Here is a 17,368-nt window from a genome sequence, read left to right on the forward strand (position 1 = left end):
CCTCCGAAGCTTCAAACATCTTGTTTTGTATTCCTTCTATATGGATGGGCCTTCGGATGGTAGGAATACAAAGCCAAAACTCGCCCTGGAAGCATCTTTCTTTCTCCACTTCATGAGCTATTCAATCATTAGTTCATATTATATAGAGATATTTAATTCACAATATATTGTAATATCCGGCAGAAGCCGCTATATCTCTCCAGCAACGGACGTTTGACCTGTCATGCCGTAAGGGTGATCAAGCATAAACGGCTGCCGACGTCCTTTAACGACGGATCGACGTTTCGCGGTGAATTATAAGCATGATGGTAAGTGTGAAGCTTATATATCCTTATCATTTGAAGAAAGAAGGTATAGATCAATCATGAGAAAGAAACGAATGTCATGGGTCGGGAAAATTATCCTGTGCTCCTCTCTCTTGCTGTCCCCCTGGTTGGCAGCCGCCTCCAGTCCAACAGCCTACGCCGATAACAACAACTACAGCCTGTCGCTCGCCAATCTGGCCTTGGACAATTATTCGCTCTCCCCCGCTTTCAGCCCGCTCAATGTGACCTATACAGCGAATGTCCCTTATCATAAAACTTCGATTCGAGTCACGGCCACCGCTCAGGACAGGAATGTTACCCTGAACATCAACGGAACATCCGTAGGGAACGGCTCGTCTCGTGACGTGCCCTTATACGTCGGCTCCAACATTATTACGATCTCCGTGGTGGCTCCCAACGGAAGCTCCAAACTGTATACGATCAATGTTAAACGTAAAAATATCGGCTTGGTGAACTTATTTATGGATGCGGCCTCCTTGAATGAGCCCTTCGACCCGGAAGTTACGTCCTACAGCGCCAACATCCCGGAGTATCTGTCTTTCATCAACGTAACGGCTGCTACGGATCTTAAGGATTTAACGATTAAAATTAACGGAAGAGTCGTGTCCAGCGGAGTGCCCGCCGCCATTCCAATCACCGGAGTAAACTCTTTGATGGTGGAGGTGAGCTCCTCCAATAATGAAATGACGGTCTACACGATCAGTCTGAATCGTTCCACGGCGGATAAGAACGGGTTGTCCTATATTTATCTGGAAGGGGCTTCTTTAAACAGAGGCTTTGATCCGAGCGTGACCTCTTATTCTTCCGTAGTCAATAATTACGTATCGGAAGTCAAGGTCAGCCCCACCTACGGCAGTAATATCAGGTCCGTCACTATCCGGGGAAGCAAAGTCGCGAGCGGGAGCTTCTATACGGTTCCGCTATCGGTCGGAGATAATGAAATAGCGATAGAAGTAGATTCCTACGACAACACCAAAAAAACCTATCGCATCTCGGTCACCCGCCTGTCGTATAACGATAACCCTAATCCCGGAGGCGGGGGAGGAGATTCCGGAGGCAACCAGCAGTTTGCCTATTTATCCAACATTTCGTTGACCCGCGGAAATCTGAACCGGGCATTCGATTCCAACGTGCTTAAATACTATGCCACCGTTAACAACAGTACGTCCAGCTTGCAAATGAGCGTATCGTACTACTCCGGCATAACGGCTAAAATTAATGGAAAGAGCGTGCAAAGCGGAAGCTACCAGGAAATTCCGTTAAAAACCGGCGACAATAACGTGGCCATTGAAGTCCAAAGCTCCAGCGGAGATATTCGTTACTATACCGTGACGATTACGAGACTTCCTTCCGATTATGGAGATGGCGGAAGTGGAGGAAACATAGGAGATCCATCGACCGTTCTGAATAATCTGCTGGTCGAAGGACTCTCTTTGGACAAGGCATTTCAATCGAATATCAGTGGATATTCCTCCACCGTCTCGTATCCGGTCAGCCATTTCCGGTTAAGCCCGATCTATAATTCTTACAATATGTCCGTGAAAGTTAACGGACAATCCGTAGCCAGCGGCGAGTATTACTGGGCAGCGCTCAATGTGGGAACGAACACGGTGACCATTGAGGTCCGGTCTGATTCAGGAGGCTTAAGCTACTACACGATTGCCGTTACCCGGCTGGCCGAAGGACAGACCCATCCGGGAGGAGTGGTCGGTGACAATAGTCTGATTTCGATCGGCTCACCCAACATCGCCCTGGATCGCAGCTTTCATCCGAACGATACCTATTACCGGGGGTATACAGGGAATACTTCGTTCACTTTTACTCCCGTCACATCGGGTAATTCCAGAATTAGAATTAACAATACTTATTATTCATCCGGTCAACTAGTATCCCTGCCCCTGAATCTGGGAGAGAACAGCGTCGTCATCGAGGTGGTTCCGAACAACAACGGAGCTTCCCGAACTTATACATTTATTGTTAGCCGGGGAGACTACTCCTCCGATCCTAGTGAGCTGGCCAATATCATCATTCCGGGCGTCACCTACAGCCCCTTGTTCGACAAGAACGTCTCTTACTACCACGCCAAGGTTGAATCGGGAATGACGTCTATTAAGATGATGCCGGTCGGCTCCATCTATTCGATCACGATCAATGGCTATAACGTCAATAGCCTCGAGTTGTCGCCTGAGCTGCCACTAAGCTATGGGGATAACAAGTTTGAAGTGAAGGTGCAGAATCATTATGGAGGAAGCAGCGGAACGTATACTTTCTGGATTACTAGAAGCCGTCCGGAGCAAGAGGGCCATGCTCTGAATCCTTACCTTCAGGATGGAGATCTTATCGTATCGATAGCTTCTCCTTCGGATGCCAATATCACTTACGCCAAGCTCAAGACGCATCTGGAAACGTCCTCTCAAACGTTCAACCGGATTATCTTCAAAATCGCGAGCGGCAATTATTCGAGCCAGCCGAATTACGTCATGCTGGATCAGAGCATGCTCGAATATTTAAGAAGAAACAGCCGCATGATTATTGCGCAGACTCCTGACGGAACGATAACCGTTAACCCATGGGACGTCAAAGCGAACGGCTTTAAGGCCGCTTTTGAAATTAAAGATGCGGATTCGATTACCGATGTTCCTGCCAATTACGAGCCGCTTACTGATCTCTACTCGATAACGCTGGAAGGCCTCGATGGAACCGATGGCCGTGTCTCGGACAGCAGCTCGATTAAAGGAACTATCGAGTTGCCTACCCGGTTGACGGAAGCGGAGCTTAGACCGTCCAATGCGTACCGTTATACCGATTACCAAAGATGGGAAATCGCTCCGGGCAAGACAAGAGGAACAACCAAGGAGTTCACAACGATAGGGAACAGCGAGATCATTATTATGAAGCCCGCCCCTGTCCGCTTTCCGGATATATCCGGTCATTGGGGCAGAACCCATATTGAATTTCTGGCCTCCAAAAACATCGTCAGCGGATATGAGGACGGCACCTTCAAACCGGATCGGGCGATCACCCGCGCCGAGTTCGTGACGATTCTCGTCAACGCGCTTAATCTGGAAGGCTCCACCTCGAACACCAGCTTCAGCGATGTCACAGTTGGAGACTGGTATTACGAGGCGGTAGTCCTGGGAGCCCATCACCGACTGATTGAAGGTTACGAGGATGGACAGTTTAAACCTAACCTTCTGGTCAGCCGGGAAGAAATGGCGGTAGTCCTCGAGCGGCTGATGAAGCAGAAGCTCGGAATGAACGCAGACGTCACCAGCCGCGAAATGGAAGCTCTGCTCGGCAAGTACGACGATGCGGATGAAATTAGCAGCTGGGCGAAGCAGGCCATCGCCGCCAACATTAAGATGGAAGCGATGAGCGGGTTAAGCGACAGGCGTCTGGCTCCTCAGGAGAGCGGGACCCGGGCGCAGATTGCCACTTTACTGTATAAAATCATGGATAAGGCTCAGCAACTCTAATCTCGGAGTCAAGCCGGATTAAGCTTTGGAGGCCGCCGTTCGGCCATCGAGCCGGTTCTTCTTTCTGAAATAACTTCAAAGCAATAAGGTCCTCTTTTCCTCCCCTAAACAGGGATTAAGGAGGGCCTTATTATATGTTGGCGAGACTTCGCACCGCAAAGGCCCACAGCAGGCATGGCGCATCCGAGCACATAGCGTCCATTCTGACGGAAAATCCGCTTTATTAAGAAGGCTCAGGAGAGTGAGCTGATTCATTAAGTCAGGGAGCATGAAACCTGAAATAAAGTCAGCAATCCTAAAAAGTGTTCATTTATGGAGACGCCGGGATTAGCTATAATTAAGCAAGAACGTTACCGATGAGGAGTGTCAGCATGTTCCGGTTTTCAGGTCTTAACTTCAAGGTCAACTCTTTATTTATGAAATTATTGATTAACTTTCTGATTATTATCATCTTACTAGCTTCCTATAATTTGTGGTCTCTCTACCTGTACTCCCGCAATGTGGAGAGAGAAATTATAAGCCATAATTTATCCTTGGTAAAAAATACATCAGAAACGTTGGAAAATCAGTTCGGGTCTCTTAAGGGACTTATGTTCAATCTATACCACGATAGTAACGTGAGAGCGCTTTATAGACAATCAATATCCGGCGGCATGCAGGACTATGACTACATTATGATGACTAATTTAGTGAATCAGCTTCGGAACGATGTGGCGAATCCTTATTACCATTTGGAAAATTTAATGATTTACTATCCCGGGTCTTCCTTTCTGGTCGAAAAGGAAGGAATCGTTTCGGAAGAACGTATGTTCAACCGTTATTATATTAGTGATCATTACCCACTAGCCTTCTGGAATGAACCATGGGAGAAGGACGAATCTTTCAATATTTTCCCCGTAGGCTCCTTCCGTAACGAGCTTGTTCAAAGTAATAAAAAGCTTCTTCCCGTCACGGCTCAAACAAAAAAGCGGGACTATCAAATTATTGCCTTTATTGAGGTTGACAAGCTGCTAAAAGCTTACCTGGGAACTCCGAAATCGGAACTGCTGCTGCTTGACCCGGATGGCGACATTATTATGGCATCGTCGGAATCGGCCCGTAAGCACACCCTCCCGGAATGGGACGGGAACAAGAAATGGCTGCTTCAAGATCATACATACTATTTTTTCGAGAAGGGTGAGGAATCGGGAGCCACTTACGTTTCGATTATTCCTTATCAGACATTGAATTCCACCCTGCAGCAATTGAACTGGATGACCGTATTATTGTTTGCTGTAACCTTGCTGATCGGCATCGCCGCTTCTTTCTTCTTCAGCCGCAGCATCCATCGTCCGGTACGGGAGATAATTGCCGGTTTTACCCAAGGCAAAGAACCAGCTGCATATCACAGCAACATCAGTGAATTCAACCTGATCCACCATCGTATGGACGGACTGTTTCAGGAGAGAAACCAGATGAATCAAAAGCTGATCAGCAACAAGTCTCTGTTGACCAATTACGGCTATATGGCCCGGTTTAAAAAGATTTATACCGATGTTCCCCTTTCACGCGAGTTTATGGTGGGAGACGGGACCTTTATCCTTGTGCTATATCGACTCCATTACCGGCAAAGCGCCATGGACCAGATGCTCCTGAAGCCGGAAAAAGCGGCAGCCCGCATTCGTGAATTTATTCAGCTGCATATCCGGCAGTCCTTTCCCGTTTCGCACACGCTTCAGATGGAGAACAATCAGATTCTTTCCATCGTCTATACCGACAAAAGAGATGAACCCTTGCGGTACAGCGTGGAGGCGTTAAAGCAAACCTTTGACTACGATCGAAATTTTTATCTCGTGACTGTAGCCGTCAGCTCCGTGTTTAAACAGTCCTCCGACTTCGATAAAGCGTACGAGCAGACGCTAATGATGATTCGCCAAGCCAGACCGGTAGAGGAGACGCAAATTATTTGGGATTTGGAGCAAACGGACTCCCATTACATGTTTACAGCGGAGCAAGAGCATGAATTTTACGTCAATGTTCAGGCCGGCAACGATGCTCATTGCAATCATCTCGTTGCCCGGATGCTCGAGTCGATGGACAAGCATCAGGCTACTTCGGAGCAGCTGTCCAGGTTTGCCGAAACGTTGATCGTGAAGACATGGAAAACAATGGAGCTGCTTAAAGCTCCGTGCGAGGGCTCTCCCGCCGACATTCTTGCCCAGCTTCAGGAATGTATAACGACGGAGCAATATAAACGGGTGCTCAGCCAGTTTATTTCCCGCTCAGTCCGGACGATTAAAGTGAAGCGCGAAGAGCAGTATGACATTATTGAGTTTGTCATGAATTTTCTGGAGAACCATTATGAGGAAGATATTTCGCTGGATCTGCTTTCCGAGAAGTTGAATATGTCCTCCACCTACTTATCCGGATATATTAAGGAAAAGACCGGACACAATTTCACCGAGCATCTGAACCGGGTGCGAATTAGGGCGGCCAAGGAGCTATTGTCTAATTCGGACCTGACGATTAAGGAAATCGGCGAACGGCTCGGCTATCGCAACTCCACTTCCTTTATCCGCATGTTCAAGAAGTGGACCGGCTCGCCTCCGGGCGACTATCGCAAAACCCTTCTCTTTGAAAAGGAAAATAGCTAGTATGACTCAGCGTCTAATCCATTTTGCCCAAATAACATTTCTATGTTTCGTTATGCAGACCGGAACTTATAAGACGGCCCCCCTGTTCCTTGTCTGCCGATGCTATGCGGTTCCCGGCGTCTCCGCCGGGTTCCGGGGCTTACGTATCCTTTCAGTCTCCCGGAGACATCCGGGGCCGGAGGCCTGATTCTACCCTTTAACCGATCCGATCAACGCGCCTTTGACGAAATATTTCTGGATGAAAGGATAAATGATCAGAATCGGCAGGGTGGACACCAGGATGGTCGCATATTTGATCGCTTCCTCAATGACCACAATTTCCGTAGGTCCCTCGCTCCCCGATAGCTGGCCGGACAAAACAATATTGCGCAGAATAACCTGAAGGGGAAACAGCTCCTGGTTCCGTAAATAGAGAAGCGGCCCCATAAAGTTGTTCCATATGCCTACCGCATAGTATAGACCGATCGTGGCCAGCACAGCTTTGGATAAAGGCAGTACGATCCGAAAGAAGATGCCGATTTCCGATAAGCCGTCGATTTTGCCCGACTCCTCCAGTTCACTGGGAATCCCTGCGAAAAACGTTCGCATGATGAGCAAATTCCAGGTTGAAATAGCCCCCGGCAAAACCATCGCCCAGATCGTATTGACCAGTCCGAGCTCTCTCACAACGAGAAAGGTAGGAATCATCCCGCCGCCGAAAAACATCGTAAACACAATCATCAGCATTAACGGTTTGCGGAAAACCATCTTTGGCTTCGATAAGGCATAGGCTCCCAAGGCAGTCAGCAGCAAGGATACCGCTGTTCCCAGGGTGACATAGATGAAGGTATTTTTATAGCCCGTAAAGATTCTCCCGTCGGCCATCACATATTTGTAGGCTTCCAGAGTGAAGCCTTTGGGCCAGAACCAGACTTCCCCCTTCAATATGTAGATATCGTCGCTTAGCGAAACTGCAATCATATAGATGAACGGGTATAGGCAGAGGAACACGACTCCCAATAAAATGATTCCATTCACGATATCAAACCAATTTAAGCGTTGTTTCATTTGCAATCTCCTTATTTGATACAAGACCTGGAAGGTATGGTTGGCGTGCCGCTAACACCGACTCGCACGTTTAGCCGGGAAGTCCTGAGCCGCACCGGCTTACCAGATGCTGTGTTCGCTCACCTTTTTGCTGATTTGATTCGCGCCAATAATAAAGATGAAGCTGATAATTCCGGTAAACAAGTCAATGGCGGTCGCGTAGCTGTAATTTCCATTGGCCAGACCCGTGCGGTATACATATGTGCTGAGAATATCTGCCGTTTCATAGGTGACCGGACTGGACAACAGGTATACCTTCTCGAAGCCGATTTCAATAATCTTTCCGATATCGAGAATTAATAGAATAACGATGGCCGGAGCTATTCCCGGCAGAGTAATATGCAGGGTCTGCTGCCAGCGGTTCGCCCCGTCGATCCTCGACGCCTCGTACAATTGAGGATCGATCGCCGTTAATGCGGCCAAATAGATAATGGTTCCCCACCCGACATGCTGCCATATATCGCTGCTTACATAGATCGTCCGGAACCAGGAGGCCTCAACCATAAAATTGATTTTGTCCATACCCAACATTTCCAGAAGGCGATTGACCATCCCGTTGGACGGGGACAGGAACATAACGACGATCCCGGCCACTACAACATTGGAAATAAAATGCGGCAAGTAGCTGACCGTTTGCACAAACCTTTTATTAAAAGAGTTTCTTACTTCGTTAATCAGCAAGGCCAAAATAATCGGAGCCGGAAACCCGAACACCAGCTTATAAAAGCCCAACAAGAAGGTATTGCGAATAATGGGAAAGAAATCCGGGCTGTCAAAAAACATCCGGAAATATTTCAAGCCCACCCAATCGCTGGCGAATACCCCCTTATACATGTTGTAGTCCTTAAACGCAATCGCTATCCCGAAGATCGGTACATACTTGAAAATTAGATAATACAGTACACAGGGCAAAACCATGAGCAGGAGATATCGGTCGCGCTTAATTTTATATCCCAGTGATGTATGGGAAAGAGGCTTTGGTTGAACATCAGTTACAGCAGGACGTGAGGTTGACATAGTTTTTTTACAATCTCCTTGCGTGTATTTCTCTTTCCGGCCCCGCCCTTTGCCGAACAAGAGATCCTTGCGGCCCCCTTATAAGCGTGGGAGCCGAATTAGATGTTCCCTGCAATCCTTCGATCGGTTGGACGGGGCCGTGTGATTATTTATCCAGGAAGCTTTTCGCCCGGTCATGAGCCTGTTTGTAGATGTCGATATAGGTCTGTACCCCTAATCTCTCCATTTCAGCGACATAGGCATCCCATTCATCGAATGATTTCTGACCGAGAATAAACTTCCCGACGTTCTCCTCCATATATTTCTTGATGCTCTCGCCTGTAATGTTAAGCTGCTCGTTCTCCTGATCGGTAAAAGCAAAGACCGGCTGCTGAGGGTTTAAGGAGTATTGGTCGATCACTTTCAAACCCTCCTGCATTTCGGGAGAAAACATTTTGAAGAAGCCTTCCATGTCATGAGCCGTAAACGATCCGTAGGTGGCAATCCCCGTTCTTGTTCTTAAGTCGGCAAAGCTGGTATATTCCGGGTTGATTTTTTTCTCCCCGTTCTCGACAATGTAGGTTTCGCCTTCCTTGCCCCAGCTCACAAGCTCAATGCCTTCCGGAGAATACAGGAAATCGAGATAGCGCAGTACGGCTTCCCTGTTTTTGGTATTGCTCGCTACCGACCAGCCCTTGGGCATAAAGCCGGAATATTCATTCAGCGGTTTTCCTTCAGGTCCGCCAGCCGGCGGCGGCATAAACTCGACTTTAAACCCTGGAATTTCATCCTTGAGAAGAGACATCAACTGGTCGATGGACCCAATGTAGTCCACGGCCATGAAAGCTTTCTCCTGGGCAAACAGGTCCTGGAACTGCTTCCGCTGGATGGACATGAAATCGGGCGGAATTAGCCCTTCCTTATAAAATTTGTTCAAATAGGTCAGCATGAGCTTGTAATTGTCTTCAATCGGACCGTATCTCCACTCATCCTTGTCGTAGTCGTAATACTGCCAGTTAAAAGTATTAAAGTTTGTTGCCATGTTACCGAGCGGACTCATACCGCCAAAGAGTGCAAGCGGATAGCTGTCGGGATACAGTTCCTTTAATTTTTTGGCTACCTCGTACAAATCATCATAAGTTTGCGGAAGCTCCAGGTCATGCTTCTCAAAGATGTCAGATCGATACAGCCACGAACGCCTGGATTCCTTTTCGAGTCCATAGAGCGGAAGGTAATAGCTTTTACCGTCGGCGGACATTACCCTTTGCTTCACTTCCGGATGATCCTCAAGAAACTTCTTGTAGTTCGGCATCTCGTCCAAATGGTCGAAGATATTCAGGAATGCCCCGCTATTCCCATGTTTATTAGCCGTGGCCAGGTTCGTGATCGTCATGAGATCAGGCATATCGCCCGAGGACACAGCCAGATTAATCGCCGTCCCGTAATCATTAGGGGGAGCCTGCACATTGAACTCAATGTTCGTCGCTTCCTTAATGTACTTGTATATCGGCCAGTCTTCTTTATACGGCCAGTTCGGATGGGAATCGACCATCATATTCAGCTTGACCGGAGGATGGCTGGTCGGCCCTGACGATTCCGGCGGTTTTTCTGTCCCTGAGCTTGAACCGCCACCGCCGCAACCTGCCAATACAGAGCCTAATAAAGCTGCGGCAGCGGCTGTTTTGGTTGCTTTCCCCCATATTTTCCTACTCATAAGCTTCCTTCTCTCCTTCACAATTTTGAAATGATCATCACCATTCTGGAGCCCCTTCTTCATCTTATGGAGCATGGCACATTCAACATCGATCATATTGAACGTAACATATTGAACGTAACATATTGAAAGCTGCATCACGACTCCAGCGACAGTATTGATCTTATCCCCTTCCTCTAAAAAAAACTACTGACATTTGATGCGAACATGAGCCGAATGCCCGGATCTGAAAAATAGTCAATGATCTGAAAACCGGACTATTCTCCTCTAAAAAAGAAGAACCCCCGAACCACAATGAAAGTGGTACGAAGGCCCTTTTTCTACTCAATGTAAAGATAGGAAGTTATTAAATACGCCTAAAGCTTTAATCTTGTTTTTATCTGTAAATTTGGTCTCACAGACCGTGAAAACAACATAGTTCGAGCAGGTCGTTGTGCTTTGGATCAGACCGTCCAGCTTATCTCCAAGAAAATCTATGCCCCAAGAAACGATTACATTATCCGCCTCTTTCTTGACTTGCGTCTTAATCCACCTGGTAAAATCATCTTTCTTGGGAGTGGTAGCCGCTGCCAGAAGAGCCACAATAATCACGAGCCCGAACACGATATACTTCTTTTTCAACCTTTTGCCCCCTGTCGAAGAATTATTCAGCTATAGGCAATTATAACCAATAGCGACCTATTAAAGAAGATACTCTTTTAAATCTAGTGAAGGATAATGTGCGAACGTTCCATTAAAAAAGCTATCCTTCCGTTCCTAAGGAAAGAGGCTCCGAACCTTTAAACATACTCCAAATCGTATTGTACCGCACTTCAAAAAGGACGGCCCTCTATTGGGATGGACCGCCCTATGCTGTCACATAGGAAGAAATTGAAGTGCAAAAGTGCCTCTTAAATCCAGCCTTTTACCGAAAACGGGAATTGAAGTGCAAAAGTACCCTTTAATTTAACGAAATCGTTCTATTTTCACCAAACGTAGAAAATAGAGCGCATTTCTACACCTTAATCGCAAAAATGGCCATGCTGGTAACATTGGGGTGTATATTTGCACTTAATTTGGTTTTCCTATCTGACGACGCACTGATTCTGGTTTTGAGCCATAGAAATCTGCGTAAATTGAGAAATGAGAAGCGCATAAAAAAATCCGTTGCCTTATTTCAGGCAACGGATTTTGGTGAACCCTTAGCGTTTCGAAGCTCTTTGTCTGAACCAGAGCACCGCGGCTGCGGCACAAAGAAGTAATCCTACCCATGGTGTAATAGGCATCGTTTCTCCTGTCAGCGGCAGCAATCCCTTTTTCCCGGTGGAATCTTCCTTATTCTCAGGGCTATCGCTTGTCTCTTGCTCTGTAGGTCGATAAGCCTCCGGGCTCAAAGCGTTGTCAGCATTCTGTTCGTTATCCGATTTTTCTTGATCGGATATTTCTGGGTCGGGCAGATTCCCAACCGGCCGGTTGTCTTCCGGTTCTTGACCATTATCCGTTTGGTTATTATCAGTCGGATCGTCATCCTTATCCTCATTACCAGATTCAACAGGCGATATAATCGGATATTCTGTTACTTCAGGTTCTGGTGTCGGGCTTGGACTTGGTGTCGCACTTGGTCCCGGTACTGGACTTGGGCTCGGTGTCGGACTTGGTTCAGGGTCCGGACCCGGGTCTGAGCCTGGTGTCGGCTTCGGACTTGGTGTCGGTTCCGGACTTGGTGTCGGTTCCGGACTTGGTGTCGGCTCCGGACTTGGTGTCGGCTCCGGACTTGGTGTCGGTTTCGGACTTGGTGTCGGCTCCGGACTTGGTGTCGGTTCCGGACTTGGTGTCGGCTCCGGACTTGGTGTCGGTTCCGGACTTGGTGTCGGCTCCGGACTTGGTGTCGGCTCCGGACTTGGTGTCGGCTCCGGACTTGGTGTCGGTTCCGGACTTGGTGTCGGTTCCGGACTTGGTGTTGGTTCCGGAGTTGGTGTCGGTTCCGGACTTGGTGTCGGTTCCGGACTTGGTGTTGGTTCCGGACTTGGTGTTGGTTCCGGACTTGGGCTTGGGCTTGGGCTTGGGCCTGGAGAATCCTTGCTCTTATTTTTTACTGTAAGCTCAGCATCTTTAATCGTTTCTTTAATTTCGATTGGTTGTTCAGCAACTTCAATTATATATCCTTCTGGCGCTTTATCTTCTTTCAAGATGTATTTCGCAAACAAAAGATTCTCGAACTTTACTTTTCCGTCTATTCCCGTTGTTAATGTTCTAATAAGCTTACCATTCGAAGCAAAGTACAGCGAGAATTCGGCACCTTCTAATGTTTTGGAAGGATTATCGGCATCGACTTTAGTGATCGTAAGACTGCCAAGCTCGCCGCTTCCTGTACCAGATCCGCCTGACAGTTTTACCTGGATGGGCTTGCTTGAAGTCATTTTATCAGTGGCAATTCCGTCTCCTTGAAATTCAACCTTGTTCTCAACGACCTCATTATGCTTCGCGTTAATAAACGACTGATATTCCAATACATAGGCAGACTTAAAATCTTCTATAAATGTGATTTCAAAAGTTTCTTGACCCTTGGCATTCGTATCGAATTCGAGAGTATAGTCTTGATCTTCCACTAATACTTTACTCTCATCTTTCGAAACTTCTCCATTTGCCGAAATCCTTGTTCCATAAAGTTTAAATGTGTCCTCAAGCAAGATCTGGTTTATACTGGGCGTGTCAATGATTTTAGCTCCTGCCGGAATTTGAGACTGTCCGCGGTTAATGAAAACTTTCCACTCTATCTTGGCGCCTTTCTGCTCACCTTCTTTATAGGTGTATTCCGTTCCATGGTCAATCCCTACTCTAGCTGGCAAAGTGGTTAATAGTTTATCGCCTTCTTTAAGCCATGCTGTATTGCTGTACTCCTCGTCAATCAGCGTCCCTTCAAGAGAGGTTTCATAAGTAATGAGGTAGGGGGTATTAATAGACTCAAACGTAATTTTGAATCCTGGATTTCCATCGACATCTGTAATGTCTTCTACTTCATACTCGCCCTCATCGACTTTATCGCCCTTCTTGACTCCATTCCGTCCTCCTGTAAGTTCCATATGATGAACTGTAAGAGACCCCTCTACAAACTTTTGCTCCGGAGTCTTCGGCATAAAGTCCTCTACAACAGCAGATTCAATCTTATCCAGATTGTAATTCACGCCAATTTCCCATGTGATTTTTTTATCTACGGCGTTGTAGGAACCATTTTTAAAGCCGTTGTTTTGGGTGTATTCATCAGGCTTGAATGTATCGGTGACTTCCTTATATTGCTCTTTCCCATCCTTATCTGCCCATTCCAAACGTGCTTTGTTTACAAACCATTGATTCTTATCTTCTCTGGAGCTCGAGTCAAATTTAGTGACATAGGTAATAGTATGGGCTTCAGTGATTGGAACATTGAACTCAATGACAAATCCATCTTGATAAGTTCCGTTAGGGTTAACTATATAGTGTTCATCTTTGGTTAAACCGGTAATAGATACACTCTTGGGATCTAATTCAAGTCCTTTATTAGTGAAAGTATCCGTGAGTACAACATCCTTCATCGGATGCCTATCCTCGTTAAGTGTTATTGTCCACTGCACGGTTTTCTTATCGTAATCAAGCTTAGGATTCTCTGACGAATGCCATTTGTTTAGAATCAATTGTTTAATAGGTTGATAGGCCGGCTTCTCTTTTTCTCCAAACTTAACCGTGTTCGTTATTGTAGCGCCATCGAAAACCCGATCTGTTGCTTTGGTTTGATACTGAATTTTATAAGCCGAATCAATCTCTTCGTTAAACTGAAATGTAAATCCGTTCCCTTCAGAGTAAGATGTAACCGTATAAACCGATGAAGTAACGGTTTCGGAACCCTCCTCATCTCCAGAATCCGGATTGATCGCTACTTTTTCTACTTTAAAGGAATCTTTTATTAATTCCTGACTACCAGTAAAGGTATCCTCCAGTATAGCAGATTCTTTGCTGATACTCTTCTGGGCATAGTTAAACTTGATCTCCCAGGTAATGATTTGGGTTAGCGGATCATAACCCGCAGCCTTTTTATTCAACAACTCCCCGCGTCGTACAGATATACTGGCTTCCGCAGATTGAGCCCCACTTTCAGTGCTAGTTAATGTTGCTTTATTGTTGAATGTTATCGGTCCGTCATTCTGATCGGCAACCTCTGTTGTATACCGAATTTGATAAGCCGAACCAATGTCACCGAACTCAATCTTCACTTCGTGATTGTCGGAAAGATTATTGTACTCGCTTGGATCTATTAGCGAACCCTCAGTCACTCTACCTTGCGGATCCACATCCAGACGATACACTTCTATGGAATCGATCTGCAAGGTCTGGCCCGCTTGAATAGGATCACTGACGGATGCCCCCTTGAGGGATTTCAGGTTCGTATTAATATCTATAGACCAATACAATTCCTGCCCATTGTATTCTTTATCTGGGGTTCCCGCTTTTTGAATAGCCGACCCTCCCTTGGGCTGCAGGTTAATAGGTATGATTTTACCGTCGCCTACAAGGGGAAAATGGATTTCTCTATTTATCGTTTCTCCCACCAGGTCTTCCCTAATAGCGCTCCAAATCATGATTTTTCCGCCGACATTGGAACGATCTACATTTTGGTTAAACTTCATAGTAACTATATTTGTGCTTTTATCAACAGAAAACGTTCCTACACTCCCCAGATCAGTGGATAAAGGAGTTTCTGGAATGTCGTTGTAAAGCTCAAAGTCTGATGGAAGCTCAAATTGATAGATTTCCCCACCTTGTAATCCATGATCATCTGGAAGCCCCCAATCATAATGCAGAACAACAACTGAACCCGGGACGATCCGACTATCCGGATTGTATACTGCATTGATGACCGTTTCTTCATCATCTTCAGTTATTTTCACATCACTGAAGTAAACCGCATTCGTCACTGTGCTCCCAGTTCCCTGAAGCGGTACTATTGGATTGGCCAGTCCGGATATGGCAAAGAAAAAATTTTGTATAATCAACAAAAATGCTATGGCCAGAATATTCCCTTTCCTCTTCATATCTTTCCTCCATTGGATGGTTGTATGTACTTTCTCCTTCGAAAAAAATTGCTGAAATTCACCCCATCCCAGTCATGAAGCTGTGCCTTACTAAGATGTGGTCTTCCGGTTAATAAAGTATTCCTTCCCCTTAAAAACTGACGGGAAAAATCTGTTCCCCGGCCCTATAACGAACTAATCTATTCGTATAGCCTTGACAATAAGCCGGTGAGTTGGGTTATACGCCGGCTCGCAAGTAACGAGAGTCACCTCTTCCAGGTCCCCATTCTGGTCCAACACAGATAAATCATCCGGCTCAACAAGGAACTTCGATGCGACGGAGTAGACATACGAGTCCTTCTGGGTCTCAATGACAATCTGGTCGCCTTCCTCCATCTCATCCAGACGGCTGAATTGTTTACCGTAAGTCCAGCTGCGGTGACCGGCTAACGCGAAATTGCCGGGCTGTCCTGGATGACGGTCCGTTTCGATAGTTCCTATCCCTGCTTTCAAGGTCTTTTTATCCGTACCTTCCAGCACGGTTTCGCGCAGATCAATCTTATCGATGGTGATGGTACCGAGAACAGCATGGCCATCGATAGTGATCGTTCCCACCCCGCCCTCCTGAGAGGAGTCCGCAGGGGACTTGGATACAGGCTCTGAGGATAAGGGTTCAGAAGATTTCTCTTGCAGCAGATCCCACTGAGCCAACATTTCCAATTGTTTCTTCTCTTGAATATGCCGGTCCCACCACGGATAGAGAATAAGCACGATTCCCGCCACAAAAAGCAGTAAAATTGCCCCGCTTTTCCATTTATTTTTAGTTATTTTGTCTCACCTTCCCACTCTTTAAGATAAAGGTAGCTTCCAATATCCGCTCCTTTCCCAATCCGTAATATATCGACATATAGTACCAAGGTCCTCTGAACAAAAACTGAACAAAATAAAATAACCAGCTGGAACATTCAGCTGGTTATTAATGAAATGGTTATAAATTTTAGTCGATATGCCGGAAACCCTAGTACACTCTCATGGCTTCATACTTGTCCGAATTTTTATAAACTGCTGCCGTATTGCTCTTACCTGAATCTATTGTAGTATCAATAGTCACCCATTCGTTATTTAAATAAACTTCATTCCAAGCGTGATATTCTGTTACGTACTGCGAATGACCCATAACCAATTTGGCAGGGATCTCTACACTTCGCAGCATAGCCGCAAATAAAGTAGAATAACCGTAACAGATGGCTTTACCCGTTGTAAGGGTATCGTCAATATCCGGAATGTAGCCGGCCGTGATCTCGTCAGCCAATTCGTAATCATAACTAATATTATTAACTATATATTCATAGATTGCTTTTACTTTTTCTTCATCGGTCTTATAGTTCCGGGTTAATTCTTCTGCCTTCTTAACGGCCAGATCCGCTTCAGTCCAATTTATATTTTGGATGGAATTCAAGTAGATTACATTCGAATCTTCCACTGCTAATTGAACCGAATCCGATTGAATAGTCTTATATTTATTTCCCGATATATTCTCCATGATAGAAATGTTGTACGAACCATTGCCTAATTGCAGAGGGAACCATTCTGTATCTTGGGAGCTAAACAAATTATACGTATAGGTTTGCCCTTCCTTGGTCACCATCAATTTAATGCGAATATCCGCCGGAACATTATAAGAGATCCCAACGACTCCTTGATCGATTCTGGAAGTATCCAGCCAGTTAATGTTAACGCTTCCTTCCGCTTCTGCAGTGATAGGAACCGATAATATGCATACAAATACGGATAGTATTGCAAGCACAAGTCTACGCATGGATAAAACTCCTTTCGGTAACTGGCTGCCATCCTTACGGGAAGGCCCTATAGCTTTGCGTCCCTATCTTTCGATAGGTTTGCCATTATCGATTTAGCTTTATCAATATATGGAGCATAGAAATTTGGATAAGAAAAAAGCCCCTGCATTCGGTAGCTGGCTGCCATCCTTACGGGAAGGCCCTGTAGCTTTGCGTCCCTATCTTTCGATAGGTTTGCCATTATCGTATAAGGCTTCTTTGTAATATTAATAGTATCAAATATTTAGCATATTTACAATAGTGATCAGAATATA

General features: G+C 46.0%; 9 protein-coding genes and 2 riboswitches. Of the genes, 2 read left to right on the forward strand and 7 right to left on the reverse strand.

What is annotated here, in order from left to right:
• The first annotated feature begins 364 nt into the window (after nt 1-364).
• Together KJS69_RS16665 and KJS69_RS16670 are read left to right on the forward strand one after the other, a co-directional pair.
• Nucleotides 365-3,802 carry a cadherin-like beta sandwich domain-containing protein gene (locus KJS69_RS16665; RefSeq protein ID WP_213584907.1) on the forward strand — a complete coding sequence of 1,146 codons (3,438 nt, stop codon included), beginning with the start codon at nt 365-367 and terminating at the stop codon, nt 3,800-3,802.
• A 371-nt stretch (nt 3,803-4,173) separates the two neighbouring features.
• The gene (locus KJS69_RS16670) at nt 4,174-6,435 is read left to right on the forward strand and encodes a helix-turn-helix domain-containing protein (RefSeq protein ID WP_213584908.1); all 2,262 of its coding nucleotides are present in this window, start codon (nt 4,174-4,176) and stop codon (nt 6,433-6,435) included.
• Between the two features lie 189 nt (nt 6,436-6,624).
• Here KJS69_RS16670 and KJS69_RS16675 read toward each other — a convergent pair whose 3' ends face one another.
• From KJS69_RS16675 to KJS69_RS16705, 7 genes are all read right to left on the reverse strand, one after another.
• Nucleotides 6,625-7,482 (reverse strand): carbohydrate ABC transporter permease, encoded by an 858-nt coding sequence (locus KJS69_RS16675; RefSeq protein WP_213584909.1) that lies wholly within the window; start codon nt 7,480-7,482, stop codon nt 6,625-6,627.
• A gap of 99 nt (nt 7,483-7,581) precedes the next feature.
• A complete protein-coding gene (locus KJS69_RS16680; RefSeq protein ID WP_249730565.1) occupies nt 7,582-8,538 on the reverse strand; it encodes an ABC transporter permease in 957 nt (318 codons plus the stop codon).
• Nucleotides 8,539-8,683: 145 nt separating this feature from the next.
• Nucleotides 8,684-10,231, reverse strand: a complete 1,548-nt coding sequence (locus KJS69_RS16685; RefSeq protein ID WP_213584910.1) for an extracellular solute-binding protein — start codon at nt 10,229-10,231, stop codon at nt 8,684-8,686.
• A gap of 324 nt (nt 10,232-10,555) precedes the next feature.
• The gene (locus tag KJS69_RS16690; RefSeq protein WP_213584911.1) at nt 10,556-10,852 is read right to left on the reverse strand and encodes a DUF4359 domain-containing protein; all 297 of its coding nucleotides are present in this window, start codon (nt 10,850-10,852) and stop codon (nt 10,556-10,558) included.
• Between the two features lie 560 nt (nt 10,853-11,412).
• The gene (locus KJS69_RS29995) at nt 11,413-15,276 is read right to left on the reverse strand and encodes a collagen binding domain-containing protein (protein ID WP_213584912.1); all 3,864 of its coding nucleotides are present in this window, start codon (nt 15,274-15,276) and stop codon (nt 11,413-11,415) included.
• Between the two features lie 174 nt (nt 15,277-15,450).
• Nucleotides 15,451-16,026, reverse strand: coding sequence for a class D sortase (locus KJS69_RS16700; RefSeq protein ID WP_249730566.1), 576 nt, complete (start codon nt 16,024-16,026; stop codon nt 15,451-15,453).
• 247 nt (nt 16,027-16,273) lie between these two features.
• Nucleotides 16,274-17,074 carry a transglutaminase-like domain-containing protein gene (locus KJS69_RS16705; RefSeq protein ID WP_213584913.1) on the reverse strand — a complete coding sequence of 267 codons (801 nt, stop codon included), beginning with the start codon at nt 17,072-17,074 and terminating at the stop codon, nt 16,274-16,276.
• Between the two features lie 13 nt (nt 17,075-17,087).
• Nucleotides 17,088-17,168, reverse strand: a riboswitch (cyclic di-GMP riboswitch).
• Between the two features lie 54 nt (nt 17,169-17,222).
• A riboswitch (cyclic di-GMP riboswitch) is annotated at nt 17,223-17,303 on the reverse strand.
• Nucleotides 17,304-17,368: the final 65 nt, after the last annotated feature.

The sequence above is a fragment of the Paenibacillus sp. J2TS4 genome (assembly GCF_018403245.1).
In the GTDB taxonomy this organism is placed as follows: domain Bacteria; phylum Bacillota; class Bacilli; order Paenibacillales; family NBRC-103111; genus Paenibacillus_L.

Coding starts and splice junctions, on each gene's coding strand:
- KJS69_RS16680 (WP_249730565.1), bottom strand. CDS start 8,538: ATGTCAACCTCACGTCCTGCTGTAACTGATGTTCAACCAAAGCCTCTT.
- KJS69_RS29995 (WP_213584912.1), bottom strand. CDS start 15,276: ATGAAGAGGAAAGGGAATATTCTGGCCATAGCATTTTTGTTGATTATA.
- KJS69_RS16675 (WP_213584909.1), bottom strand. CDS start 7,482: ATGAAACAACGCTTAAATTGGTTTGATATCGTGAATGGAATCATTTTA.
- KJS69_RS16705 (WP_213584913.1), bottom strand. CDS start 17,074: ATGCGTAGACTTGTGCTTGCAATACTATCCGTATTTGTATGCATATTA.
- KJS69_RS16665 (WP_213584907.1), top strand. CDS start 365: ATGAGAAAGAAACGAATGTCATGGGTCGGGAAAATTATCCTGTGCTCC.
- KJS69_RS16685 (WP_213584910.1), bottom strand. CDS start 10,231: ATGAGTAGGAAAATATGGGGGAAAGCAACCAAAACAGCCGCTGCCGCA.
- KJS69_RS16670 (WP_213584908.1), top strand. CDS start 4,174: ATGTTCCGGTTTTCAGGTCTTAACTTCAAGGTCAACTCTTTATTTATG.